Genomic DNA, 24,101 nt, shown 5'->3' on the forward strand with positions numbered 1-24,101 from the left:
GTTCAGGCTGCCTGCTTCTTCAGGAGCGCGACGCTCAGCCCGAGCAGCGCCGGCGCTGCGATCGCGAGTGCAGCGAACGAGGGATAGAGATCCGCGAGGCCCAGCGCCTTCGAGAAGGTCGCCCGGGTGATCGTCATGAAATGGGCGGTCGGATAGATCCGGCCGATCAAAGCGCCGACGCCCTCGAGCGAGGACACCGGATCAATCATCCCGGAGAACTGCGCGGCGGGGACGATCGTGAGCACGGTCGCGCCGAAGATCGCCGCGATCTGGCTCGACATGAAGGTTGAGATCAAGAGGCCAAACGCAGTCGAGGCCATTACGTAGAGCAGCGCGCCCGTCGCGTAGGCGACGAAGCTCCCCGTGAAGGGGACGCGGAAGGCGAACGCCGCGGCCAGCCAGAGCAGCCCTGCGTTGATCATGGCGAGAGCGACGTAAGGCGCCTGCTTGCCGAGCAGGAACTCCAGCCGCGAGACCGGCGTGACGTAGAGATTGACGATGGAGCCGAGCTCCTTCTCGCGCACGACGCTCAACGCCGCCAGCATGGCGGGGATCAGCATCAGCAGAAGCGGGATGGTCGCGGGCGCCATGGACACCAGGCTCGCGAGGTCGGGATTGTAGCGATAGCGGATGGCGATGGTGAAGGGCTCCGCCGCGGCGCGCGCGCCGACCACCTCGCGCGCCTTCTGCGCGAGCCAGTAGGCATGGATACCTTGGACGTATCCCCGCGCGGTCTCGGCGCGGGCCGGCATGGCGCCGTCGATCCAGGCGCCGATCGTGGCCTGGCGGCCCCGCGCCACGTCTTCCGCGAAGCCCGGCGGAATTTCGATCGCCAGGCTGAGCTCTCCGGCGCGCATCCGGCGATCGAGATCGGCGTAATCAATGATTGGAGGTTTCTCGTCGAAGTATCGAGACCCGGCGATATCTAGCGCGTACAACCGGCTCGTAGTGGTCCCGTCCCGGTCGAGGACCGCGAAGGACAGGTGTTCAACGTCGAGATTCATGCCATAACCGATGACGAACATGAGCAGCGCGCTTCCCAGCAGCGCAAGCGTGGCGCGAACCGGATCGCGACGAAGCTCAAGAGCCTCCCGGCGCGTGTAGCTTCCCAACCGTCGTAGATCGAAGGCGCGCCGAGCGACGCCGGCGGAGCCGAAGTCCGTAGTGGACTGCGCCGATGCAGTCATCTCCGGGGGCGCCTCTTCGGCGCTGGCTTCGCTGAGGCGTCTGACGAAGGCCTCCTCAAGCGACGATAGGCCGGACTGCGCGACGATCGCCGCAGGCGCGTCGGTGACGAGCACGCGGCCTGCATGCATCAGCGAGATGCGGTCGCAGCGCTCGGCTTCGTTCATAAAGTGGGTCGAGATGAAGATCGTCACGTGATCGCGCCGCGCGAGCTCGATGAGGATGCGCCAGAGCCCGTCGCGCGCGACCGGATCGACGCCCGAGGTCGGCACGTCGAGGATCAGGAGACGCGGCTGGTGGATCAGCGCCACCGCGAGCGACAGGCGCTGCCGTACGCCAAGCGGCAGCGCGTCTGGCAACGTGTCCATCTCGTCAGCGAGCGAGAAACGTTCAGCCGTCTGGGCGACGCGGCCCGGGATCATCGCGGCTGGTAGGCTGAACAGCCGCGCGTGCAGCTCAAGATTCTGGCGAACGGTCAATTCAGAATAGAGCGAAAAGCCCTGTGTCAGGTAGCCGACGTTGCGGCGCGTTTCGAGATTGCGAGGGTCCACCTCGCGGCCGAACAGCCTCGCCTTGCCCTCGCTCGCGGACAGGAGGCCCGTCAGCATTTTCATGGTCGTGGTCTTGCCGCAGCCGTTGGAGCCCAGAAACCCGAAGATCTCTCCCTCTGCGACGGAGAGATCGACGTGATCGACGGCCGTGAAGTGACCGAACCGCATGGTTAGGTTTTCAGCTTCGATCGCCGGGATCGCTCCAGCGACCGTCTCGCGCTGCGTGATCTCGACCGCGCGGTGGTAGCGCCGCTTCCGTTCCGGAAGAAGTGCGATGAAGGCGGAGTCGAGATCGCGCGCGCCGGTCCGCTCGAGCAGCTTCGCGGGAGAACCGACGGCGAGGGGCCGACCGTCGTCAAAGGCGGCGAGCCAGTCGAAACGAGCCGCCTCCTCCATGTAGGCCGTCGCGACGATCACGCTCATCCCCTCCCGCTGCCGCCGGACCCTGTCGATCAGGCCCCAGAACTGGCGTCGAGACAGCGGATCGACCCCCGTGGTGGGCTCGTCGAGGATCAGCAGATCCGGATCGTGGATGAGGGCGCAACACAGGCCGAGCTTCTGCTTCATGCCGCCGGACAGCTTGCCGGCGGGCCGGTCCCTGAACGGAGCGAGGCCCGTGCTGAGAAGTAGCTGACCGATGCGGCGGTCTCGCTCAGCGGCGTCCTGTCCGAACAGGCGTCCGAAGAAATCGACGTTCTCGAACACCGAGAGCGTCGGATAGAGGTTCTTTCCCAGGCCCTGGGGCATGTACGCGATGCGCGGGCACACGCTCCGCCGGTGCGCGGGGTTGGCTATGTCGCCGTCGAGCGCGTGGATCGCGCCGGTCTGGATCTTCCGCGCTGCGGCGATCAGCGACAGAAAGCTCGACTTGCCGACGCCGTCCGGGCCGATCAGCCCCGCCATGCACCCGGCGGGAATGTCGAGCGTGACGTCGTCGAGCGCGCGCTTGGCGCCGCAGGAGAGACCAACGCCCGCGGCGCGGACGACCGGCGGCGGGACCTTCGGCTCCGACCCGGTCATTGCGGCAGCTTCGTCTTGAGGCGCTCTGGCCACGGTGTATCGCCGCGCGTCAGGACGTAGGTCATGCCCGGAAGCCCGGTCTTTACCTGCCGGATGTGCTCGCGTAGCAGATCGGGATCGATTCTCGCCTTTATGCGGAACATCAGCTTCTGACGCTCGAGGGCGGTCTCCACGGTTTTCGGTGTGAACTGGGCCACGTCCGAGACGAAGGAAACACGTGCGGGAATGACATACTGCGGGGCGGCGTCCAGGATGATCCGGGCGTCGGCTCCGTAGGCGACGCGTCCGGCCTGCTCGGTCGGCAGGAAGAAGGTCATGTAGACGTCGGCAAGGTCGACGAGGTTCAGCACGCGCCCGCCCGCCGCGAGGACCTCTCCGGGTTGGGCGATCCGGTACTGGACCCGACCGTCCCGTGGCGAGGTCAGCACGCTGTCGTCAAGGTCGGCCTGGATGCGCTCGATGGTGAAGCGCGCGGCGTCAACCGCCGACCGGGCGCCAACGACCGTTGATCTGGCGGAGGCGATCGCCGCGTCGGACGCGGCGAGGCCCGCTTGCGCAGCACTGACTGCGGCCTTCGCGCCAGCCATGCGCGCGCGATCGTCGTCGAGCACCTGCCGCGAGACGTTGTCGGTCCGGGCGAGCTGTTCCGAGCGATTAAGCTTGGCGACCGCGGCGTCCAGTTCGGCTTGGCGCTGCTCGATCACCGCGGCAGAGGCGGCGCGCTCCGCTAGTCGCTGGGCGACGAGGCTTTGCGCGGTTTCAATTGAGATGATTGCGCGCTGCAGCTGCGCCTCGGCTTCGCGCTTCTGGGCCGATAGCTGTGCGGTATCCATGCGCGCGAGCGACTGCCCGACCGTGACGAAATCCCCCTCGTCAACAAGAATTTCCTTGATCCGCCCCGAGGTGCGCGTCGAGACGTCGATCTCGACCGCCTCGACGCGCCCGTTGCCGCTGGCCACGCCTTCGGTAAGATCCGACCAGCCCCGCATACGCCAGGCGAACGCAGCTGCCGCGACCGCCGCCACGACGGTGAGCACAAACAGCGGCTTCCGGATAGTCATGGGCTCTTCGGGCTCGAACGCCGGTTTGCTGATCCCCGGAGGCGATAGGGGGTGGTAGTCGGTATCCTAGCCCGGAACCGTGCGCGTTGATCTTCGTCAACGTGCAGTTCTGCATCGACATAGCGACGGCTACCTATTGTTCGCGTAATCGGGCGGCCAGTTCCTGATCTAACTGACCAACCGCCTCAACGAGCGGACCGCAATCATCGTCACCATCAACTCGCTTTCGGTGGATGGTTCAGCGTATAAGGCGGCGACAAGATAGGCACCTGCCGTTACGCCGTCTTGAAGGTGCTTCAGGCCGGTCGGTTAGGATCTCGCCGACACCGAACCTCGGACAAAATTAGTCGGGGGCCCTCGTCAGGCCGATCATCAATTATCTGAAGATAGTTTTAGACACTTATATTTTATACGGAGACTCTCTTGTCAGAGCATGGATTTGGTCCCGAATGCGGGTTAGGGCAGCATTTTTTCGGTCAAAAATTTCGCGATCTATTTTCAAGCCGAAATATGCGAGCTCTTCATTTAGCAATTGGAGGATGAGCTCCTTATCTTCGCTGTCTCCATTTGTTCGCGAGAGGAGGTCGAGGTATCGATTAATATTTGCTCGCCTCAAAAATCTGTCCATGGATCGGCTCCCCAACATGAGGTCGACGCGACAATCTTCGCTTCGGCTGCGAACGCCGCATTAACGTCAGTTGACGGCGAAACCGAAATCCGAAGCGCTGCTGGGCGATGCTGCTTGGAAATGGTTCAGCTAGAGATGACCTCCGACGCAGTAAGTCGAGGGCGCGTACACTGCAGTGAAGACAGCTGGTCGCCACGACGGTTTGGATAACGGGATCGGTGACGTGACCCCCTGAAGCTCCTCCACGCGTAGCTAGAGTCCGCCCCAACACGAGGGACGGACGGATGAAGAAGTCGGTTCACGGAAGAACAGATCATCGCGATCCTGCGCGAGCAGGAGGCGGGCGTGGCGACCGCGGAGGTCTGCTGAAAGCACGGCGTCAGCTCGGCGACGTTTTACAAGTGGAAGGCCACGTTCGGCGGCCTCGACGTCTCGGAGGCGCGGCGTCTGAAGGGGCTTGAGGACGAGAACGGCCGGCTGAAGCGGATGCTGGCGGACACCATGCTCGACAACGGCGTGTACTCGCCGGTCTAGTCGAACATCGCAAATGGCGATCTCCCCCGCGCCCAACCTGGCCGGCGGAGGGGCGCGCGGATCGCTCCGCGCGCCGTTATTCCTCAGCTCTTGCGCTGCGGCGGCGCGAACGCGCCGCCGACGAGGATGGGGGTGCCGGCCTCCCGTTGGAGCTTCGGCTCCACGGACCAGCCAACCGCCTGCAGAAGGCGTATGGCGCTCCAGCGCTCTTGCATCGTAGGACGCGTTTCGGCCAGCAGCCGCCAAACTCCATTCTGGGGATCGGCGTCGTAGGCTTCCCGACATTCTGAGATCAGGTTCATAGGACTTCCTCCCTGTGAACCGTCATGGGGCCAGCCCGGCGGCCGTCATCCTGCGCAGGCGCTCACTAAGGCAAAAAAAGCCCGTCCAGGGGGGCGCGAAGAGGCTCCGCGTTATACGGGTATATAGTCCGCGGCCCGATCCACCCGCTACAGACGTGGAATGATCGATCTGAGCTCCGCTCTCGCCTCCTTGGTCGTCGCCGCGGGCTCCCGCGCCGACGGCGCGGCGTCAGCCGCGCGCGCCATAGACGACTTCGTCGCTCAGCTGGACGGCGCGGCGCGGAACGACGCCCTGGTACGGCTTCGCGACGCCTTTCAGGACATCCGCTTCGACGGCCGCGTCGCGGGCGAGATACTCGCGCTGCTCGACGCGCGCATCGCAAACCCGGCGCCCTGAGCGAAGTCGGCCCTGGCTGCTGCTTGATCGAAACAATGGCTCGCCCTCGCGGGCATCGGCTGACCCTGTGGCCGTTTAGCGAACGTCGGGCGAGGACGCCGCCGCCGACGAGAGCCGCTGCGCCTCTGAGGAGCCGCTGTTGCAGGGATGCGACGCTGGGAACGTGTCTCTCCTAGTTTAGAACAAGACAAAAATGCTCAAGCTCAAAACATTTGACAGTCGAGCCGCTCTTTCGCTTGTAGAGATACGGATGGCGACGGGCTTTTTGAATAATTCCAATGACCTGCAGGTGCGGATTTCATAGCTGGGCGCGGCTGTCGCTGCCGGCCGACCTTCGATGCGGGGAGGCGCGGCGATGAACGCGGGCGGTCTCGCTGAGCTTTACGTCGCTGAGGGCGGCCGGTTGCGTCGGCTCGTCCGGCGCATCGTGGGGTCTGCGGAGGCGGCGGAGGATCTCGTCCACGACGCCTTTGTGAAGCTCGGCAACCGTCCTCTCGGCCCTGACGACGTCGGGTTGCTGGTGCGCACCGCGCAGAACGCCGCCCGCGACGCCCGCCGGGCTGACCGCGTCCGGTCCGCCTATGTCGAGCAAATGACGCCGGAGCAACTCGGCGCCGGCAGCCCTGCGCCGGACGCCGTGGCGGCGGGGCGGCAGGAGCTCGCTGATCTTCTTGCCGCGCTCCAGAAGCTGCCTGCCCGCACCCGGCAGGTGTTTCTCATGAGCAAGCTCGACGAGATGACCTACCCGCAGATCGCGCGGAGGCTCGGCATCTCCCTCTCCACGGTTGAGAAGGAGATGGTCTCCGCGCTTGAGGTCTGCCGGCTCTGGCGGAAGCGCCGCGCCTAATGTGAGGGCCCATGCCTCGCCGGCCGTTTCGCTGTATAGGCGGCGGAAAGGCTGAGGGGCGACATTCGCGGCATGGCGGATCAGGGTGGACAGGACGACGCCGTCGAGCGCGCGGCGCGTGAAGCGACGACGTGGTTCGTGCGCTTGAACAACCCGCTCGCGACGGACGCCGACCGGCGCGCCTTCCGGGCCTGGCTCGACGCGGATCCCCTCCATGGCGCCGCTTTCGCGGAGGCGGACGAGCTGTGGCAGGATCTGGCGGCGCCCGCGCAGCGGCTTCGCGCCGACGCGGGACGGCGCGTGGCGTCGCGCCGTCGTGTGGGCCGGCTTGCGGCCGCGGCGGCGGTCGCGGCCATGCTGACTGCGGGCGCGCTGTGGCGCGACGCCGGGCTGATTGATCGCGCCTTCGCCGACTACGCCGCGCCGCCCGGCCAACGCCGCGATATTTCCCTGGCGGACGGCACGACCGTGACGCTCGACGGCGACAGCGCGCTCGACGTCGCCTTCGCGCCCAGCGCGCGCGAGGTCACCGTGGTGCGGGGGCGGGCGTGGTTCGAGGTGGCGCGAGACCCCGACAGGCCGTTCACGGCTCATGCGGACGCGATCGCCGCGCGGGCGGTGGGCACGGCCTTCGCCGTCGACGGCATGGCCCAGGCAGTGATCGTGGACCATGGGGTTGTCGAGGTCTCAGGAGCGGGACGGACCGTGACGCTCGGGCCGGCCCGCGAAGTGGCGCTCGGCGCGGACGGGGCGCTCGGGGCGCCGCAGGACGTTTCGCTCGAAACGGCGCTCGCCTGGAAGCGGGGCCTGATCGTGCTCGACGCCGCGCCGCTCGGTGCGGTCGCGGACGAACTCGCCCGGCGCGCGCCGGGCCGTGTCGTGATCCCGGATCCGTCGCTTAGGGCCCTGCGGCTCTCGGGCGTGTTCCGGACCGACGACCCGGACGCCGTGCTGGAGGCGATGCGCACCGCGCTTGGCCTGAAGACCCTGGCGATCCCCGGCCTCGCCGTCATCGTCTACCGCTGATCCCGGAAAAGTTTACGGGGTCGGCGGTCGTCGCCCGTTCACGCAATGGGGGCCGCGCAAGAGACGCGGCGTTTGCGTGCGCGGGGCGTCTTCGTCATGTCAGTCATCACCAACGTCGCCCGCTTCGGCGGCGTGTCCGCTCTGGCGGTCGGTCTGTCCCTGACGAGCACGGCGCGGGCCGACGACGGCCGGAGGTTCACGCTCGACATTCCTTCGAAACCGCTGCTCGCGGCGCTCGCCGACTATACCGCCGCGACCGGCGTGCAACTGGTGCGGACGGGCGGCGACAGGATCGCCGGGCGCTCCCGCGCGGTCTCCGGCCGCTTCGGCGCGGAAGAGGGCCTGAGGGCCATGCTGGCGGGGTCCGGCCTGATCTACCAGTTCACTGGCCCGCGCACCGCAGCCCTCTACCCCATCGGCGGCGCGATGCCGGTTCAGCTCGCCGGCGAGGCGGAAGCGCTCGACGAACTGCAGGTGACGGGCGAGAGCGGCGCCGGCGCCCCCGGCGGCGCGCCAGGATCCTTCGTGGTGACCTCGGCCGACATCGAGCGCAAGAACCCGCAGGACGTGCGCGACCTGTTCGGCGGCGAGCCGGGTGTGCAGGTCGGCAGCTCCATCCCGCTGTCGCAGAAGGTCTATGTCCGCGGCGTCGAGGAGACCAACCTCGCGGTCACGATCGACGGCTCGGCGCAGAACAACAAGGTCTTCCATCACAACGCGACGACCTACATCGATCCGGGCCTGCTGAAGCAGGCGCGCGTCGATCCCGGCGTGGCGCCGGCCGACGCCGGCTTCGGCGCGCTGGCGGGCTCGATCGCCTATGAGACCAAGGACGTCCCCGACCTGCTCGGCCACGACCGCGACGGCTATGGCGGCATCGTCAAGGGCACGTTCAATTCGAACGGCGCCGTGTTCGGCAATTCCTACACCGTCTACGGCAAACAGAACGGCTTCGAGGCGCTGGGCTACTTCAACTGGGCCGACGGCGGGCGGTACCGCGCCGGCGAGAACGGTCCGCGACTGCCAACGCAAGCTGGTCGGCCAGAGCGGCCTGATCTGCGCGGGGAGAAGATTCCCGGCACGGCGACTGATCTGCTCAGCGGCCTCGCGAAGTTGGCCTATGAAAGCAGCGAGGGCCACCGGTTTGAGGTCAGTCACGAGCGGGTGCATGACGACACTAGCCGGCCATTCCGCGCTAACGCAGGCGATATCATTGCCGGAGCTGGCAATCCTCTAACGCGCAATTATAAGCTCGACCGTCAGAATACCGTGCTCAATTACAGCACAACTTCGCCGGAAGGCTGGTTCGATCCGAAGGTCGTGCTCGCCTACAGCGAAACGAAGGTCAAGATTCCGAATTTCTCCGTTCTCGATGAAATCGGTCATTCTACCGGCTCAACGAGCAGCTTGAACGGCCGGGCCGAAAACCGCTTCGCGCTCCCGCTCGGCAGCGTCACCGCCGGCGTCGACTTCCGTCACGACGTCGCGAAGGTGGACTATGGCCTCAACGAGCGCGGGCTCAGCGATCCGGTTTTGGCCGCTGGTTATCTCGACGCCAGGGAGCGGATGACGAACATCGGCCTCTACGCTCAGGCGCGCCTGGAGCCAATCGAGAGGGCACGCCTCAACTTCGGCGGGCGCGCCGACCATCAGCGGTTCAAAGGAACGAACGACGACCCTGGTTCGGACATCAGTCACTCGGGTCTCAGTGGCAACGTCTCGGGGGAGTACGATCTTGTGCCTGACCTCCTGACGGCCAAAGCCGGCTACTCGCACGTCTGGGCCGGCGTTCCGCTGGCCGAGAATTTCATCATGAACCGAAACTGGGATTATTCCGGCGAAACAGGCAAGGATCTGAATGCGACTACAGCTGATAATTATTCGGCTGGTCTTGTCATTCGTCATAGTGGTTTCGCAATCGAGGGATCGATATTTAAGACTCAGATTGAGAATGCCCGGAACGCCAAATTCTCAAACACTTATGACTTCGATGGCCGGTTCGTGAATTTTTACCTGCCCGTTCCGGGCGCCTCCTGGGCTCCCGATCTCGATACGAAGGGCTTTGAAATTGGCGCCGGCTACGAATGGGAGACGGGCTTCGTGCGCGTGAAGTACGCGCACATCGATGTCGACATCAACGGCCGGCCGGGCGACTCGGACACAGGTAACTACATCGCGACGCCCGTCGGCGACGTCATCACGATTTCCGCTGCGCACACCTTCGCGGCTTGGAACGTGACCGTTGGAGGCGATATCGAGATCGCTCCGAAGTACAAGCGCACCGGGTATGATCCGTTTTCTGCGACGCTTGAGAACCCGCGTGGCGACAAGTATCCCGCATATCCGGCCTACGAGATCGTCAACGCCTTTATCGAGTACAAGCCGAAGCTCAAGTACGAGACGACGTTCCGGCTCGACGTGAAGAACATCTTCGACGAAGCCTATTCGAGCCGCGCCACCTATGGGGACGAGTTCGGCAACGTCACTCCGCTTTACGAGCCCGGCCGCTCGTTTCTGATGACGGCTCAGGTCAAGTTCTGAGCGTCGCCGAGAGCGATGAAAGACGACCGCGTTCACGCGCGCGTCGTCGTTCTGGGCCGAACCGGGCGGACGAGAAGACAAGGAGGCGCAGAGCATGATCCGTTCGCATCGGACCTTGGCATCATGCCCGGCCTTGAGCCGGGCATCCATCCTTCCACGCGAAGGAGATGGATTGCCGGGTCAAGCCCGGCAACGACGGTCCATGCGGTTCGGATCAGGCTTTAGCAATGTCTGCGCTTGAAGCCGCGCGCGTGCCGACCGTGAACGGCGCGCGCTATCTGGAGCAGCTCTGCAAGCACTGGGGCCACAGGCTCGCGATCGTCCGCGACGGCGGAGAGGCCCGCGTAACGTTGCTGAACGACGCCGTCGTGACGCTCGCCGCGACGCCGGAGGCGCTGGACGTGGCGATCCGTGCGGCGACGCCCGGCGCCATGGGAGAGGCGAAGGACACGGTGGTGCGCCATCTCGATCGCTTCGCCTTCCGGGAGGCGCCACTTCTGTTTGAATGGCGCGATCACGGGGCCGAGGCGCGGTCGATCTAGCCTCCGCCATTCGGAGCCGGGCACGCATCTGCGTTGGACGCCATTGCCGACGCCTGCGGGTCTGCGCGCCTGGATACGAACCTCTGAAAGGACGCGCGGTTATACGCCTATAACGTCAGCCCTGGGTTCCTGCGGCGATCGGAGGACGCTCTGGGCCTTGGCTCGAATTGAGAGGAACCAACGGGCGCGACGCGGTCTTCCCCTTCCAAAGGGAGAGATTGATGAAAGCGCTGACCTGGCACGGCAAGGGCGACATCCGCTGTGACTCCGTACCGGATCCTGAGATCCAGGACGACCGCGACGTCATCATCAAGGTGACCGCCTGCGCCATCTGCGGGTCCGACCTCCATCTCATGGGCGGCTACGTCCCCACCATGCAGAGCGGCGACGTCCTTGGTCACGAGACGATGGGCGAGGTGATGGAGGTGGGCCGGGCGGCGACCCGGCTCAAGGTGGGCGACCGGGTGGTCGTTCCCTTCACGATCTGCTGCGGCGAGTGCCGGCAGTGCAAATGGGGAAACTGGAGCTGCTGCGAGCGGACCAACCCCAACGGCAAGATGCAGGCCGAGCAGTTCGGCTATCCGCTCGCGGGCCTGTTCGGCTACTCGCACCTCACCGGCGGCTTCGCCGGCGGACAGGCGGAGTATCTACGGGTGCCCTACGCCGACGTTGGACCGCTGGTCGTTCCGGACGGGCTGAGCGACGAACAGGTGCTGTTCCTGTCCGACATCTTCCCCACCGCCTATCAGGCGGCGGAGCAGTGCGGGATCAAGGGCGGCGAGACCGTCGCCGTCTGGGGCTGCGGCCCGATCGGCGTGCTCGCCGTAAAGTGCTGCTTCCTGCTGGGCGCGGAGCGCGTGATCGCGGTGGACGCGGTGCCCGAGCGGCTTGCGCTTGCGCGGCAGGCCGGCGCCGAGACCATCGATTTCGGCGACCAGAACGTCCAGGAGGAGATCATGGCCCTGACCGCCGGCCAGGGTCCGGACGCCGTGATCGAGGCGGTCGGCATGGAGGGCCATGGCGCGGACACGCTCGCGCAGAAGGTGTCGTCGTTGGTGATGTCGTCGACGATCAGCATGGACCGGCCGTTCGCGCTCAATCAGGCGATCCTCGCCTGTCGCCCCGGCGGGGTGGTCTCGATGCCGGGCGTCTACGCCGGCCAGGTCGGTCCGGTCGCGCTCGGCGCCTTCATGAACAAGGGGCTGACGCTGAGGACCGGCCAGACCCACATGCTGCGCTACATGCAGCCGCTGCTCGAGCGGATCGAGCGCGGCGAAATCGATCCGTCGTTCATCATCAGTCACCGCTCGAGTTCGCTCGAGGACGGCCCTGCGCTGTACGAGAGTTTCAGGGACAAGACCGACGGGTGCACCAAAGTCGTTTTCAAGCCGCACGGGTGAAGGAGCAGGCCATGGCCGAAACCCCATCATCGAAATCGACCGTCAAGAACGACGCGAAGGGCGCCATGGCGCCTTCGCAAGGCGACAGCCGGAACAACGGCGTGCACAGCGCCAAGCCGGGCGGGGACCGAGACGCGACGCGCAAGCCGGACGATCACTCCGCGCCGCGGCGGCCGGTGACGGATCATCGAGACCAGCCGAAGGACAGCTCGACCTGACGCGCCATCCGGCCTGAATCGCGCCGCCGCTTGACCCTCGCTGCGACTGATGCCGGCTGCCGCAGCGACATAACGAGGAGCTCCAGGGTGGCTGAAGACATCAAGAAGCCGAGCGAAGCTCAAGCGAAGAAGCGCGCCGAACGCCAGCTCGCGAAGGCTCAGGCCAAGAAGACCCCGGCGGATCCGGAGGCCGCGGCAGAGGCGCAGAAGCTTGCCGACAAGGAGGCTATCAAGAAAGCGAGGCGCCTCGATCGCAAGGTTGCGAAGATCGCGAACGCGGCCGCCGACAAGTCTGGCTGAGAGGAAAGAGCTTCTCTCCCGCTGGACGCCGCCGTCCCGACGGCCGCGGGCGAATGGAATGCCCTAGATTTGCGCAGGGGCGCGTCGCGGATGGCCGCGCGTTCCTATATGATGGCGAACTTGCACAAGGAGTTTGCTTTTGGATCAGGTCATTCAGGAGGGCCGCGAGGCCTTCGTCGCCGGCGTCGAGATGCGGCGTTGCCCCTACAAGGATTCGAGTCGGCGGGACGCCTGGCTGAAGGGTTGGGTCGAGGCTCGTCAAAGCTCACGCGCTCCGGCCTGACGTCCGTCCCCCCGTCAAAAGCCGTTCGGCGATCTCCGCCGAGCGGCTTTTTCGCGTCTGGAGGACGCTCTCGGACCGCAAGCTGGAGCACCGCGCAACGAGGCGACGGCGGCGGATTTCGGCCGGTCTGAGGGTCGCGCACACCCCGACCTTCGCCGAACAGCTTGGCCGACTTAACCTTCGGGTAGGTTTCCGCCCGGCGAGGACGTTCCCTGTCCGATCACGCGGAACGAATCTGGACCGTCGCGGTCTGTTCTTCGGCAGCTTCCGTCAGCTTAACGGGCCCGACGGCTTATCGGCCCCGGCGTTGACCGCGAGGTTGTCCGCGAGATCCCGCAGCGCCAGGATCAGGTCTTCCAACTGTTTGGGGGTGGCGACGAGCTGGACGGCCTCGCTTTTGCGCATGGTCGGATCCAGGGCGAACTCGATCCGCAGCATGCCCGCCATCCCGTCGGTCATCGCGGCGGTCTCGTAGCCAACGATGGGATTGATGGCGAGGCCGCCGCCCGGATGCCGTTTCCAGTCCTTCAGCGCCACTTTGCGGTTCCTCTCGAAATCGAACGCAGCGAGAGGTAACCAGCGATCGCCCGCGCGGCAAGCGCCAGGCTGCGCGGGAGTCCCTGAAGAGACGGCGCTCGCGCGCTCTGTTCAGCCGGGCCTGCGCGCCTCGAAGGCGGCGGCGTCGCGGACCAGCTTCGCAAGGTAGCGCGGGCTCGGCATATCCTCGGTGACGAAGATCAGCTTGCCGGAGGGGGCGATGAGATAGACGCGGGCGTCGTGCACGTCCGGGCCGGACCCCCGGCCATTGAGCGCGTCGATCAAGGGGCCCAGCCCCTCGGGGGAAGGTACCGCGGCGCGCCAGCCCGTCCGGGCCTCGAAGCCGCGCAGCCATCGGGCCAGTGCGTCCGGCGCGTCGCCCACGACGTCCACGCTGATCGACAGCAGCTGCGCCTCCGCGCCCTCCGCCGTGAGCTCAGCCTGGGTCGCCTTGAAGATCGCGCCCTGGATCGGGCAGGTCACCGAGCAGCCGGTGAACATCAGCTGCGCCAGCGTGTAGCGCCCCTGCGTCAGGGCGGCGAGCGTGGTCGCGGCGCCGTCGTCGACACGCAGAACGACCGAGGGCAGGGCGCGCGGGGGGCGGATCGGACCGAACGGCAGATGCGACTCCGGCGGCGGCGCGGCGACGGGCGGCAGCGTCGGCGGCGCGGCTCGCCCGGCCGACAGAAGGAAGCCGGCGCCGAGGCCTGCGGCGGCGAGCCCGCAGCCGACCAACGCCCCCGCGATCGCCGCGCGCCGGACGCTCATCGCGCGCTCACGTAGCGCCACAGCGCCCGGCAGTCGTCGTCGGAGATGGCGAAGCGCGGCATCGTCCGGTCGAGGATGACGAACGAAGGGTCGAGACCCTCGCGCGCCGCCGCGCAGAACGAGGCGGCGTCGTAAGTCGAGGGAGGGCCGCCGCGCCGGGCGACGGGTTGGACGAGGCTCGTCCGGTCGAGGGGGACGACCCGCCGTGGCGCCCCGGACGGCTGGGCGTCGTGGCAGTTCACGCAGCGCGAGGCGGAGGTTGGCAAGGGCACCTCGGTCGCCGCGACCGAGGCCTGCAGCTGCAGGTAGCCGTGGTAGAGCGCGTAGCCGCGAACGCTTGGAACACACGCCGCCCCCGAGGCGGCTCCAGCCGCTCCGATCGCCAGCGCCGCGACCAGTGCGACGCCTCGCCGGCGCAGCCTCACGGCGTCGGGCCGATCTGCTTGAGGTAGTCGGCGAGGGCGTTCAGGTCCGCGGCGGAGGCGCGCACGTTCGCGTGGGCCCTCACCGCGTCCGACAGCGTCGCGGCGGAGCCGTCGTGGAGATACGGTGCCGTGGCCCAGACGCCGCGCAGGGTCGGCACGTCGATGCCGGGCAGCGGGCCGCCAAGGCGGCTTCCAGACGAGGGCTTGATCGTGCCGACGTCCTTCACGCGGCGCTCGTTGCCGCTGATCGTCATGGCGTCGCCGGCGTGGCAGGACGCGCAGCGCAGGCGGTCGAACGCCGCCTTGCCGGCCGCCCCGGCGGGGGTCAACGTCCCGTCGGCCCGCGCGTAGGGGCTCGCTGGGAACGCGGTCAGCGACTGCACGTACGCCGCGAGCGCGTCGAGATCCACGCTCGCCCGCGCTTTGCTGGTGCCCAACGGATCGGACCGAGTGCCGACCGCGAAGGCGGCGTCCGACATCAGGCCACGTCCGCCGGCGAAGCTGCGAATCTGGCCTTCGAAGTCCTGCACCTCGTTGAAGTTCGCGCTCCAGTGCATGAAGCCCTGTCCGGTCCCGGCTCGCCCCAGGAGCGAAATGGTGTTGCGCAGGCCTTCGCCGAAGCCGGTGAAGTCCCAGGTGCGGCCGTCGTCCTCGCCCCGGTCGTGGCAGGCGGCGCAGCTGAGATAGCCGTCCCGCGCCAGCCGAGGATCGGCGGCGTCGTAAAAGAACTGCTTTCCCTTCAGCACCGTGGGCGACAGCTTGTCCTGCTCGACCGTCGGGATCGTCGCGAGGATGCGTTCCTTCATCTGCCCGTAGCGCAGGATGTACGTGAGGGACACGACGGACACCGTGCGGTCCATGAAGTTGCCGACGTAGAGCGTGTCGCCGTCCGGGGACAGCGTGAGCGACGACGGCGCTCGGCCCACGCTGAAACGGAACAGCTCGCGCCCGCCGACCGGGTCCACCACCGCGACTTGGCGCGTGGTCTGCAGCGCGACGAAGAGATAGGCGCCGGTGGGATGCATCACGGCGGCGCTGGCCACGCCGGAGTTGTCGAGGTCGATCCGGGCGCTCGGGTCCTCCTGGCCGGTGGCGAGGTCGATCTTGGAGACGACCGCGCGCACCGTGTTCTGGAAAGTCAGATTCTGGCCGTCGCGCAGCGTTCCCCGCGCGATGTTGTCCTGCTTGGAGGGCGCCCAGGCGGTCTTCCCGTCGGGCGAAAGGGCGAGAGCCCCCACGTAGTTCGGCACGCCGCGCCCGCCGGCCTCGCTGTCCGGCGCCGTTGAGTGGCGCAGCACGATCCTCTTCTCGACGGTCCCGTCCAGCTTCACGACGCGGACCTCGCCGCCGGTCGGGTCGCCGGCGGCGTCCACGCTCTTCACCACGGCCGTGCCTTCGCCCGGCTGCGGGGCGGTCACGAAGCGGGAGACGTAGACGCGGTCTTGCGCCTGATTGGTCGTGACGAAGCGCGGCGACGGGCCGACTGGCGCCGCGCCGCCATAGACCCCGTCGGGGTAGATCATCGCCGCCTGGCCGAGCCCCTCGAGCGTGACGATAGCGCTGCCGTTCCCATTCGCGAACACGATGCCGAAGGGTCGAGAGGCCGTCGGAAGCGCGATGGTCTTGACGACCCCGAGCGACATTGGGTCGATGATGCTGACCGTCGCGCTGTCACGGTTGACCACCCACACTTTGCCGTTCGGCGCGATCGCAAGGCTCTGGGGGGAGGCGCCGACCTTGATCTCCGCTACCCGCGTGTTGGTTCCGAGGTCGAGGACGGCGACGCTGTCGTTGTCGGGGTTTGCGATCCAGAGCCGCGGCGACATTCCAGCGCGCGCTTCGTAGCCGGCGGCGCCGCTCGTCGCGCCCCGCGCGTCGGCGCCCGACTTCACATAAACCGCCTGGTCGAAGCTGTAGGTCGTCTGCCGGCCGTTCGCCGTCTGCATGGTCAAGGTGACGTCGAAGCTGCCGGCGGTCTTGAACGCATGCGTCGTCACCGGGCTGGCCGAGAAGCCGGTGCCGGCCCCGCCGTCGCCGAAGCTCCAGCGGTAGCTCACCCCGTCGCCGTTCAGGATGCTTGGGGAGTAGGTCACCGTCTTGCCGACGACCGCCGGTTTGACGACGAGCGAACGCACGGAGGGCAAGGCGTCCGTGATGATCCAGGAAAAGCTCGCCGTCGTCGCCGCCAAGGCGTCGGCGGCGGTCACGGAACTGACGTAGGACCCGGGCGTGGTCGGCGTTCCCGAGATCCGCCCGGTGGCGTTGATCGTCAGGCCGTCGGGGAGGCCAGTCGCGCTGAAGGCGATGGAGTCCCGGTCCGGATCGGTCGCCCGGACGACGAGCGAGACGGCCGCGCCCGCCGGCGACGATTGCGCGGAGAGCGGCGTCAGCACCGGCGGTTTGTTGGCGAACACGCCGAAGGCCTGAACCTCCGCGAGCTGAAGCGTCGCCGCGCCCGCAGCCTGCACGCGCAGGTACCTGCCGACGCCGCCGAGCGGCACGTCGATGAACCGAGGAATCGTCACGTCCGGGCCGACGTAGCGTTTGATGACGGCGGGGTCCGCCATCAGCTCGGCGTAGCTGCGGCCGGAAGGGTCCGAAGCCGACAGGAAGACATAGACATTCTTGGTCCGGTCCTCGCAGCAGTCGCTTCGCTTCCAGAGGCGGACGTAATCAAGCGCCGCGTGGCCGCCGAGATCGACCTGCCACCACGGATTGTCCTGCGCCGCCGTGTGCGTCACGGAGCCGGCCGCCCAGTCGCCGTTGACGTCGCCGTCGACGGCGCGCGCCGCCGCGCCTCCGTTCGCGACGCTCGACTGGCTCGCGGTCTTGCCGCGCGCGAGATTCGCCGTCGACAGTTGGGCGGCGGGCCCGCTGAGCTGCGTGACGGGGATGTTGACGAAGTCGACGTCGCCCGGCCTGAGCCAGCTCAGGCGCAGCGTGCCCCCAAACAGGCTGTTGTAGTACTCCATGAAGACCGGGACCTTCTCGCCGGCCGTGAGTTCGATCTGCCCCTCCTTCACGGTGGGCGCGTGGGCGATCCAGTCGTCGGCGATCTGCGCGCCGCCGATCCACAACCGAACTCCGTCGTCGGACTCGATCCGGAACCGCGTGACCCCGCTGCGCTGCGCGGTGATCTCGCCGCTCCAGCGCGCCGAGAACGCGCCGGGCACGTTTCCGCCGGGCCCCGACTCCGGAAACGAGAAATAAGGCGCCTCGCGCCGGAGCATCGCGATCGGACCAGTCAGGTCCGTGGAGGCGTAGTACTCGCCGACCAGGCCGTCGCCGGCGGGCAGCGCGTCGTCCACCGAGACCTTGAAGTCGGTCGAGACCGTCTGGCCCCCGGCGGTCGCGACCAGCGTCGCCTGGAATGCGCCGGCGGCTGACGGCGCGCCGGAAATGGCGCCGGTCTTGCGGTCGACGGTCATCCCGCTAGGGAGGCCGACGGCGCTGAAGATCGTGTCGGTCGACAGCGGGACGACGTTGGGCTGCACCAGAAGTCCCGCGCCCGCGCTCGCGACGATCGTCCCCGGACTGACCATCGACGCCACCCTGTTGGGGCTGACATGGACGATCTTCGCGACCGACGGCGTGCCGGCTGCGTCGAGGCCGAACAACATCCAGTTTCCTGGCAGCAGGTAGCCTGGGTTCGAAGGCGCGCTGACCGCGTAGGCGTTGGCGCCCGTCTTGCGGACGGCGAGCGACAACCGCCGCTGGTCGCTGTTGACCGAATGGGTGGTCGCCGACATGCGCACCAGCGAAAAGGCCACGACCTCGCGGTCGGTGACGACGGCCGCCTCCGCGCCGAAAGCGAGCTCGTCCGGCGCCGACAGGATCCGCGGTCGCGACGCCGGAGCCCCGTTCGCGTCGAAGAGATAGCCCGGAGAATAAATCTGGACGTCGGGATGGTCGGCGGAGCAGCCGCACAGACCGCCGCCGCCGGACAGCACGCGCCCGTCCGGCAACAGCAGCGCGATGCTGTGGTAATTGCGCGGCCGCGCCGCGGCGGCGACCGTGCGGAAGGCGTTGGTCTTCGGGCTCCAGATCTCCGCCGCCAGCACGGCGTTCGAGTCCGAGAAGCTCTGGCCGTAGGTCTGGCCGCCGATCACCATCACGTCGCCGTCGGGCAGCACGACCGCGTTGTGGTAGGTGCGGGCGTAGGCCATCGGCGCGACCTTGGTCACCGCCGCGTCGCCACTCGAGACGTCGATGACATAGGCGCCGGCGCGCGCCGGGTTGCCGTTGTACGAGATCGAGCCGCCGGTCTTCAGCACCTTGCCCGTGTCGTACATCGAGGCCGTGCCGTTGATCGCGAAGGCGTCGTCGCCGCGCAGCCCGGCGTCGCTCACCGCCCCTCCGCCTGTGGGGTCGATCCACTTCATGGCCGGGGAGGGGCCTGCGAACAGCACCTTGCCGTTCCCCGCCGGGATCAGCCAGTAATGGCTGTCGTAGGCGTAGCCGGAGGTAGCGTCGGGCGTGGTCATGCCGTTGGTGGTGACGCCGGGGAGCACGCGCCAGCCCGCGTCCGGAGTCCAGATCTCGCCGTCCTTGCGGTCCGCCCACTCGCCGGACCACGAGCCGCCGAGCGTCAGCACCGAGCCGTCGGCCAGTATGGTGTTGCCGCTGTAGCCGCGCGGGATGTTCATGTCCTGCGCGCGCGCGTAGCTCTTTGTTTTTGGATCGTAGATGCTCGTGACCGCGGCGTTCGATCCGCCGTTGGCGAGGACGCGGCCGTCTGCGAGCATGGTGGTGCCGGTGCAGAACATATTGTGGCCGACGTTGGCGTCCTGCCGCACGTAGCTCGATGTCGCCGGGTCAAAGAGCAGCGCCTTCACTTGGCCAAGCGTGCCGAAGGTGAACTCGTCGTCCGCGGACCACAGAAGGGTCTTGCCGTCCGGCAGCACCGCGCCCGAGGACGGGATCAGCGGCAGCGTCACGACGCCGGACCACTTGCCGGACGCGGCCTCGCCCGTCGCGCCCGCCGGGGAGACGGCGCACGCCATCAACGCCGCGACGGCGGCGGCCGCGATGCTGAGTTTCATGCCATCCCCCGAGGTGATGGGCCGATGACCGGCCCCCGCCGATCACCGTTCCTCACGCTCAACTGATTCAATGTTTAGAAAAAAGAGTCAAAAGCTTCGCTGATCGATCGTTAATTTCTGCGTCGAGGCAGGCGCTTCGGCTTTGGAAGTATGTTCAGGCTCCGGCTTTGCTCGGACACGTCATTGATCGCATGCCCCGATGACGGGCGCCCTCGCTCCGGACACTATGGCGTTGGACGATGAATCGGCGGTCAAAGGTCGCGGGGGATTGACCGAGAGCGGACGGAGGCTGCCGATGCGGGCGGCTTTCGGCATGTTGCCCACGGCGAACAGGGATGAGACGGCAGGGATGGCGAGGGAGGACGACGCGGCGACGTGGCGGGTGGGCGTGCTGTTCTCGCGCAGCGGCGTGAGCGGCGTCACCGAGACGGAGCACTTCCTCGGGACGGCGCTCGCCATCGAGGAGATCAACACCGCGGGCGGCGTGCTGGGCCGGCAGATCGAGCCGATCTGCTACGATCCCGCCGCCGACAACGAGGCCTATCGCGCTCTTGCGCGTCGGCTGTTGGCCGACGATGGCGTCGAGGTGATCTTCGGCTGTTCGCTGTCGGCAAGCCGCAAGTCGGTGCTGTCGACCATCGAGCGCCACAACGGCCTCCTCTGGTACCCGTCGATCTACGAAGGGTTCGAATACTCGGAGAACGTCATCTACACCGGCGCCACGCTGAACCAGAACGTGTTCGCCCTGGCGGACTTCCTGCTGCAGGAGTACGGGCCGCGGATCTTCATCGTCGGTTCGGACTACATCTACCCGCGAGAGTCCAACCGGGTGATGCGCGATCTCATCGAGGCCAAGGGCGGGACGATCGTCGGCGAGCTCTATGCGCCGCTGGACGCCGACGAGGACGCCCACAAGGCGATGCTGGCGCAGATCCTGCGCGCCGCGCCTGACGCGGTGTTTTCGACCGTGGTGGGACGCGGCGCCGAGCGGCTTTACCGCGCCTACGCCGACGCCGGGGTCGACCGCACGCGCCGGCCGATCGCGAGCCTCACCATGTCCGAGGGCCAAATCCAGGCGATCGGCGCGGAGCGCTGCTCCGGCCACGTGCTGGCCGCGCATTATTTCGAGCAGCTCGACAGCCACGAGAACCGGCGGTTCGTCCAGGCCTTCAAGGCGCGCTTCGGCGAGGCCCGGCCGACGAGCATGTGGTCGGAGACGGCCTACGCGCAGGTGCACCTCTTCGCCAAGGCGCTCGCCGAGGCCGGCACGCTCGACGCGGAGCGCCTCAGCGCCGCCGCCCTGCGCCAGAGCTTCGCGGCGCCCGAGGGCGAACTCGCCTTCGACGGCGAAACCCGCCACATCTGGCTGACGCCCGGCATCGGCGTCGCCCGCGAGGACGGACAGTTCGACGTCGTCTGGCGCTCGAGACGTCCCGTGCGTCCGGACCCGTACCTCGCGGCGTCGCGGTTCGAGTCGAACTGGCTCGAGGAAGGACTCGCCTCGTGAGCGGTCCGGCCCGCAGGATCCTCGAGGATCTTCGCCGCGCCCGGGCGCTGGTGGTGCATCCGCGCGACGAGGAGGGCGCCTCGCTGGTCGATCAGCTGCGTCGTCTGGGCTGCGAGGTCGCGATCGCCTGGCCGCCGCCCGCGGCTCTGCCGCCCGACATCGACACCTTGTTCGTCCAACTCGACGACGCCGAGGTCGGACATCTGTTGCCTTCGATCGAGGAGACGGAGCCCGCGGTGATCGCGATCGTCGCCTATGAGAGCCCGACCTCGCTGAAGGCGATCGTCGACTTCAACGCCCACGGGGTGCTGAGCAAGCCGCTCAGGCCGCGGGGCGTGCTGACCCAGTTCGCGCTGGCCCGCTACCGGCGGGGCTACGAGGGTCGGCTGACGGCCAAGATCGTCAAGCTCGAAGAGACGATGAAGGGCCGCCGGATGGTCGAGAAGGCGGTGCGCCTCCTGACCGACCTCAACCGGATCGACGAGGACGCGGCCTACAAGCTGCTGCGCGACCGCGCCACCGCCGCCCGGGTGCCGCTGGCGAGCGTGGCCGAGAGCGTGGTGGCCGCGCACGAGGCGATGAGCGGCCTAGGGCTGCACATCTCGTTGGCCGAAAGGTCATGATCACGGCAGGTTCTGCTGCATTTATCGCCTTGATCAGCGCGCCGTCACGTCTATCGTAACGGCCTCGGGCAGGATTGCCCCGCAGCAGGATTGCTGCATCACATCTCGGCTATGGAGCCTCTGGTCTGCGGATGACTTCCGCGTCCAGGGGATTTTTGCGTTTTGGAGCTTACATGATCCAGGCGAATGACCCCGTGCGTCCGCCGTTGCAGGTGTCGTGCGTTCAGTTCGAGCCGAAGATGGGCGCCGTGGCCGACAACGTCGCGCGGGCGTCCGAGCTCATCCGCGCGGCGGCGGCGTCGGGAAGCCGGCTTATCGTGCTGCCGGAGCTCGCCAACAGCGGCTACGTCTTCGAAAGCATGGAGGAGGCGACGGCGCTCTCCGAGCCCGCCAAGGACGGACCGACGGCGCTCGCCTGGGGCGCGCTCGCCAAGGAGCTCGGCGTCTATCTCGTCGCCGGCTTCGCCGAACGTGACGGCGACGCGCTCTACAACTCGGCGATGATCCTCGGCCCGGAGGGCTTCGTCGGCGTCTACCGAAAGTCGCATCTCTGGTACCGGGAGAACCTGTTCTTCCGGAAGGGCGATCTCGGCTTTCCCGTTTTCGAGACCGCGATCGGGACCATCGGCGTCGCCATCTGCTACGACGGCTGGTTCCCTGAGACGTTCCGCCAGCTCGCGCTAGCCGGCGCCGAGATCGTCTGCATCCCCACGAACTGGGTGCCGATGCCGAACCAGCCCGAGGGCGAGGCGGCGATGGCCAACACGCTGCACCGCGCGGCGGCGCATTCCAACGGGATCTTCATCGCCTGCGCCGACCGCGTCGGCGTCGAGCGGGGCCAACCCTTCGAAGGCCAGAGCCTGATCATCGGGCCGAAGGGCTGGACGATCGCCGGACCGGCGAGCCGCGACCAGCCCGAGACGCTCACCGCGATCATCGACCTAAACGAGGCCTCCGCGAAGGACCTCAACGAGTTCAATTCCGTCCTGCGCGACAGGCGCAGCGACGTCTACGGCTGAAGCCCCGGCCTCGCCGTCTCACCCTGTCTCCGAGGAGCCAAGATCCATGCTCAAGCGTCACCTCGCCGGCGTCGCCGCCGCCCTCGCGCTCGCGGCGTCGCCCGCCTTCGCGGCCGACAAGCCGATCGTCATCGGCGTGCCGGTCGGCCTCTCCGGCGCGAACAGCGTCGTCGCCCCGTCCGTCGTGCAGTCCGCGGAGCTCGCCGTCGAGGAGATCAACGCCGCCGGCGGCGTTCTCGGCCGTCAGCTCAAGCTCGAGGTCGCCGACGACGCCTCCGGCGCGGCTGGCGCGCAAAAGGCCTTCGACTCCCTCATCTACCAGAAGAAGGTCGACGTTCTGATCTCCATGGAGACGAGCGCGGCCCGCAACGCTGGCCTTCCCGCCGTCACCAAGGGCAAGGTGCCGTACATCTACACCTCGTTCTACGAGGGTCGCTCCTGCAACAAGAACCTGTTCGTGAACGCCTGGGTGCCCGAGCAGCAGGTGCCGCCGATCGTCGACGCCTTCGCCAAGGGCAAGGGCGCCAAGACCTACTTCCTGATCGGCAGCGACTACGCCTTCGGCCGCGGCATGCTGGCCTTCACCAAGAGCTACATCGAGAAGATCGGCGGCAAGGTCGTCGGCGAAGAGTACCTCCCGATGGACGGCAGCGACTGGACCGCGATCATCTCGAAGCTGAAAGACGCAAAGCCTGACGCGCTGATCACCTCGACCGCCGGCGGAGCGCCGAACGTGACGCTGACCAAGCAGCTGCGCGGCGCGGGCGTCACGCTGCCCTACGCCAACCTCGCGGTCGACGAAGGCACGGCGAAGAGCATGGGCGCGGACGCCGAGGGCATCTACCTCTCCGCCTCCTATGTCACCGGCATCGACAGCCCCGAGAACAAGACCTTCCTCGCGGCGATGGAGAAGAAGTTCGGCGCCGGCCTCAAGACCCCGAACGACCTTTCGGTGCCGCAGTACGAGGCGATCTACCTCTACAAGGCCGCCGTCGAGAAGGCGGGCGGCACGGAGACCGCGAAGGTGCTCGAGGCGCTGCCGACCGTGAGCTTCACCGGCCCGCGCGGCTCGATCAGCATGTCGAAGCAGCACCACGCGCCGCTGACGATGTACCTCGGCCAGGTGCAGGGCGACGGCTCGGTCAAGGTCGTGAGCTCCTTCAAGGACGTCGATCCCGGCGAGCAGTGCCCCAAGCTGAACTGATCCGAGAAGAGGTCACTGGCCTCCGCGGAATCGTCGCCGTCATGCCCGGCGGAGCCGGGCATCCATGACTTTCTGGGATCGTCGCGCTCGACGCCCAAGTCGTGGATGCCGGCGAAGGCGGGCATGACGATGGAGGCCACC

The 24,101-nt window shown here is 67.4% G+C and carries 20 protein-coding genes and 1 pseudogene; 14 read left to right on the forward strand and 7 right to left on the reverse strand.

The genetic code is table 11. The annotated features are described in order from the left end of the window. Positions 1 to 2 precede the first annotated feature (2 nt). Both rbbA and METY_RS05230 read right to left on the reverse strand, forming a co-directional pair. The gene (gene rbbA, locus METY_RS05225; RefSeq protein ID WP_103120319.1) at positions 3 to 2,756 is read right to left on the reverse strand and encodes a ribosome-associated ATPase/putative transporter RbbA; all 2,754 of its coding nucleotides are present in this window, start codon (positions 2,754 to 2,756) and stop codon (positions 3 to 5) included. Then, positions 2,753 to 3,817, reverse strand: a complete 1,065-nt coding sequence (locus METY_RS05230; RefSeq protein WP_103120320.1) for an HlyD family secretion protein — start codon at positions 3,815 to 3,817, stop codon at positions 2,753 to 2,755. Before METY_RS05230 ends, rbbA begins: the two co-directional genes overlap by 4 nt. A gap of 916 nt (positions 3,818 to 4,733) precedes the next feature. On the opposite strand from METY_RS05230, the pseudogene METY_RS05235 reads away from it, so the two are divergent. Then, positions 4,734 to 4,958: pseudogene (locus tag METY_RS05235) on the forward strand (transposase); the annotation flags it as partial. Between the two features lie 104 nt (positions 4,959 to 5,062). Here the strand turns inward: METY_RS05235 and METY_RS05240 are convergent. Next, positions 5,063 to 5,281 (reverse strand): hypothetical protein, encoded by a 219-nt coding sequence (locus METY_RS05240; RefSeq protein WP_103120321.1) that lies wholly within the window; start codon positions 5,279 to 5,281, stop codon positions 5,063 to 5,065. A 160-nt stretch (positions 5,282 to 5,441) separates the two neighbouring features. Between METY_RS05240 and METY_RS05245 the strand changes: the two genes are divergently transcribed. The 9 genes from METY_RS05245 to METY_RS20785 all read left to right on the forward strand — a co-directional run bounded on the left by METY_RS05245 (position 5,442) and on the right by METY_RS20785 (position 12,835). After that, the gene (locus tag METY_RS05245; protein WP_103120322.1) at positions 5,442 to 5,678 is read left to right on the forward strand and encodes a hypothetical protein; all 237 of its coding nucleotides are present in this window, start codon (positions 5,442 to 5,444) and stop codon (positions 5,676 to 5,678) included. 355 nt (positions 5,679 to 6,033) lie between these two features. Continuing rightward, positions 6,034 to 6,525, forward strand: coding sequence for an RNA polymerase sigma factor (locus METY_RS05250; RefSeq protein WP_244593524.1), 492 nt, complete (start codon positions 6,034 to 6,036; stop codon positions 6,523 to 6,525). Between the two features lie 72 nt (positions 6,526 to 6,597). Then, positions 6,598 to 7,551, forward strand: coding sequence for a FecR family protein (locus METY_RS05255; RefSeq protein ID WP_103120324.1), 954 nt, complete (start codon positions 6,598 to 6,600; stop codon positions 7,549 to 7,551). A 96-nt stretch (positions 7,552 to 7,647) separates the two neighbouring features. Continuing rightward, positions 7,648 to 10,092 carry a TonB-dependent receptor gene (locus tag METY_RS05260; protein WP_244593525.1) on the forward strand — a complete coding sequence of 815 codons (2,445 nt, stop codon included), beginning with the start codon at positions 7,648 to 7,650 and terminating at the stop codon, positions 10,090 to 10,092. Positions 10,093 to 10,319: 227 nt separating this feature from the next. Beyond that, positions 10,320 to 10,634: a DUF2218 domain-containing protein gene (locus METY_RS05265; protein ID WP_103120326.1), complete on the forward strand. Its 315-nt coding sequence runs from the start codon at positions 10,320 to 10,322 to the stop codon at positions 10,632 to 10,634. A gap of 221 nt (positions 10,635 to 10,855) precedes the next feature. Beyond that, positions 10,856 to 12,034: a zinc-dependent alcohol dehydrogenase gene (locus METY_RS05270; RefSeq protein ID WP_103120327.1), complete on the forward strand. Its 1,179-nt coding sequence runs from the start codon at positions 10,856 to 10,858 to the stop codon at positions 12,032 to 12,034. Positions 12,035 to 12,045: 11 nt separating this feature from the next. Then, positions 12,046 to 12,252: a hypothetical protein gene (locus METY_RS05275; RefSeq protein WP_103120328.1), complete on the forward strand. Its 207-nt coding sequence runs from the start codon at positions 12,046 to 12,048 to the stop codon at positions 12,250 to 12,252. 87 nt (positions 12,253 to 12,339) lie between these two features. Beyond that, positions 12,340 to 12,552 (forward strand): hypothetical protein, encoded by a 213-nt coding sequence (locus tag METY_RS20780; RefSeq protein ID WP_146035658.1) that lies wholly within the window; start codon positions 12,340 to 12,342, stop codon positions 12,550 to 12,552. A 139-nt stretch (positions 12,553 to 12,691) separates the two neighbouring features. After that, the gene (locus METY_RS20785; RefSeq protein ID WP_146035659.1) at positions 12,692 to 12,835 is read left to right on the forward strand and encodes a ribosome modulation factor; all 144 of its coding nucleotides are present in this window, start codon (positions 12,692 to 12,694) and stop codon (positions 12,833 to 12,835) included. A 270-nt stretch (positions 12,836 to 13,105) separates the two neighbouring features. Here METY_RS20785 and METY_RS05280 read toward each other — a convergent pair whose 3' ends face one another. The 4 genes from METY_RS05280 to METY_RS05295 all read right to left on the reverse strand — a co-directional run bounded on the left by METY_RS05280 (position 13,106) and on the right by METY_RS05295 (position 19,607). Next, on the reverse strand, positions 13,106 to 13,372 hold the full coding sequence (locus METY_RS05280; protein WP_103120329.1) for a hypothetical protein: 267 nt from the start codon (positions 13,370 to 13,372) through the stop codon (positions 13,106 to 13,108). A 111-nt stretch (positions 13,373 to 13,483) separates the two neighbouring features. Beyond that, positions 13,484 to 14,140 (reverse strand): SCO family protein, encoded by a 657-nt coding sequence (locus tag METY_RS05285; RefSeq protein WP_103120330.1) that lies wholly within the window; start codon positions 14,138 to 14,140, stop codon positions 13,484 to 13,486. Further along, positions 14,137 to 14,565, reverse strand: a complete 429-nt coding sequence (locus METY_RS05290) for a hypothetical protein (RefSeq protein ID WP_103120331.1) — start codon at positions 14,563 to 14,565, stop codon at positions 14,137 to 14,139. The genes METY_RS05285 and METY_RS05290 overlap by 4 nt, the downstream gene beginning before the upstream one ends. Then, positions 14,562 to 19,607, reverse strand: a complete 5,046-nt coding sequence (locus METY_RS05295; protein WP_103120332.1) for a galactose oxidase-like domain-containing protein — start codon at positions 19,605 to 19,607, stop codon at positions 14,562 to 14,564. The genes METY_RS05290 and METY_RS05295 overlap by 4 nt, the downstream gene beginning before the upstream one ends. 349 nt (positions 19,608 to 19,956) lie before the next feature. On the opposite strand from METY_RS05295, the gene METY_RS05300 reads away from it, so the two are divergent. From METY_RS05300 to METY_RS05315, 4 genes are all read left to right on the forward strand, one after another. Beyond that, positions 19,957 to 21,114: a transporter substrate-binding domain-containing protein gene (locus METY_RS05300; RefSeq protein ID WP_103120333.1), complete on the forward strand. Its 1,158-nt coding sequence runs from the start codon at positions 19,957 to 19,959 to the stop codon at positions 21,112 to 21,114. Next, positions 21,111 to 21,737, forward strand: a complete 627-nt coding sequence (locus tag METY_RS05305; RefSeq protein ID WP_103120334.1) for an ANTAR domain-containing response regulator — start codon at positions 21,111 to 21,113, stop codon at positions 21,735 to 21,737. The genes METY_RS05300 and METY_RS05305 overlap by 4 nt, the downstream gene beginning before the upstream one ends. A gap of 173 nt (positions 21,738 to 21,910) precedes the next feature. Beyond that, positions 21,911 to 22,756: a nitrilase family protein gene (locus tag METY_RS05310; RefSeq protein ID WP_103120335.1), complete on the forward strand. Its 846-nt coding sequence runs from the start codon at positions 21,911 to 21,913 to the stop codon at positions 22,754 to 22,756. A gap of 46 nt (positions 22,757 to 22,802) precedes the next feature. After that, positions 22,803 to 23,960, forward strand: coding sequence for a substrate-binding protein (locus METY_RS05315; protein WP_103120336.1), 1,158 nt, complete (start codon positions 22,803 to 22,805; stop codon positions 23,958 to 23,960). The last annotated feature ends 141 nt before the right edge of the window (positions 23,961 to 24,101 follow it).

The sequence above is a fragment of the Methylopila sp. Yamaguchi genome, assembly GCF_002897035.1.
In the GTDB taxonomy this organism is placed as follows: domain Bacteria; phylum Pseudomonadota; class Alphaproteobacteria; order Rhizobiales; family Methylopilaceae; genus Methylopila.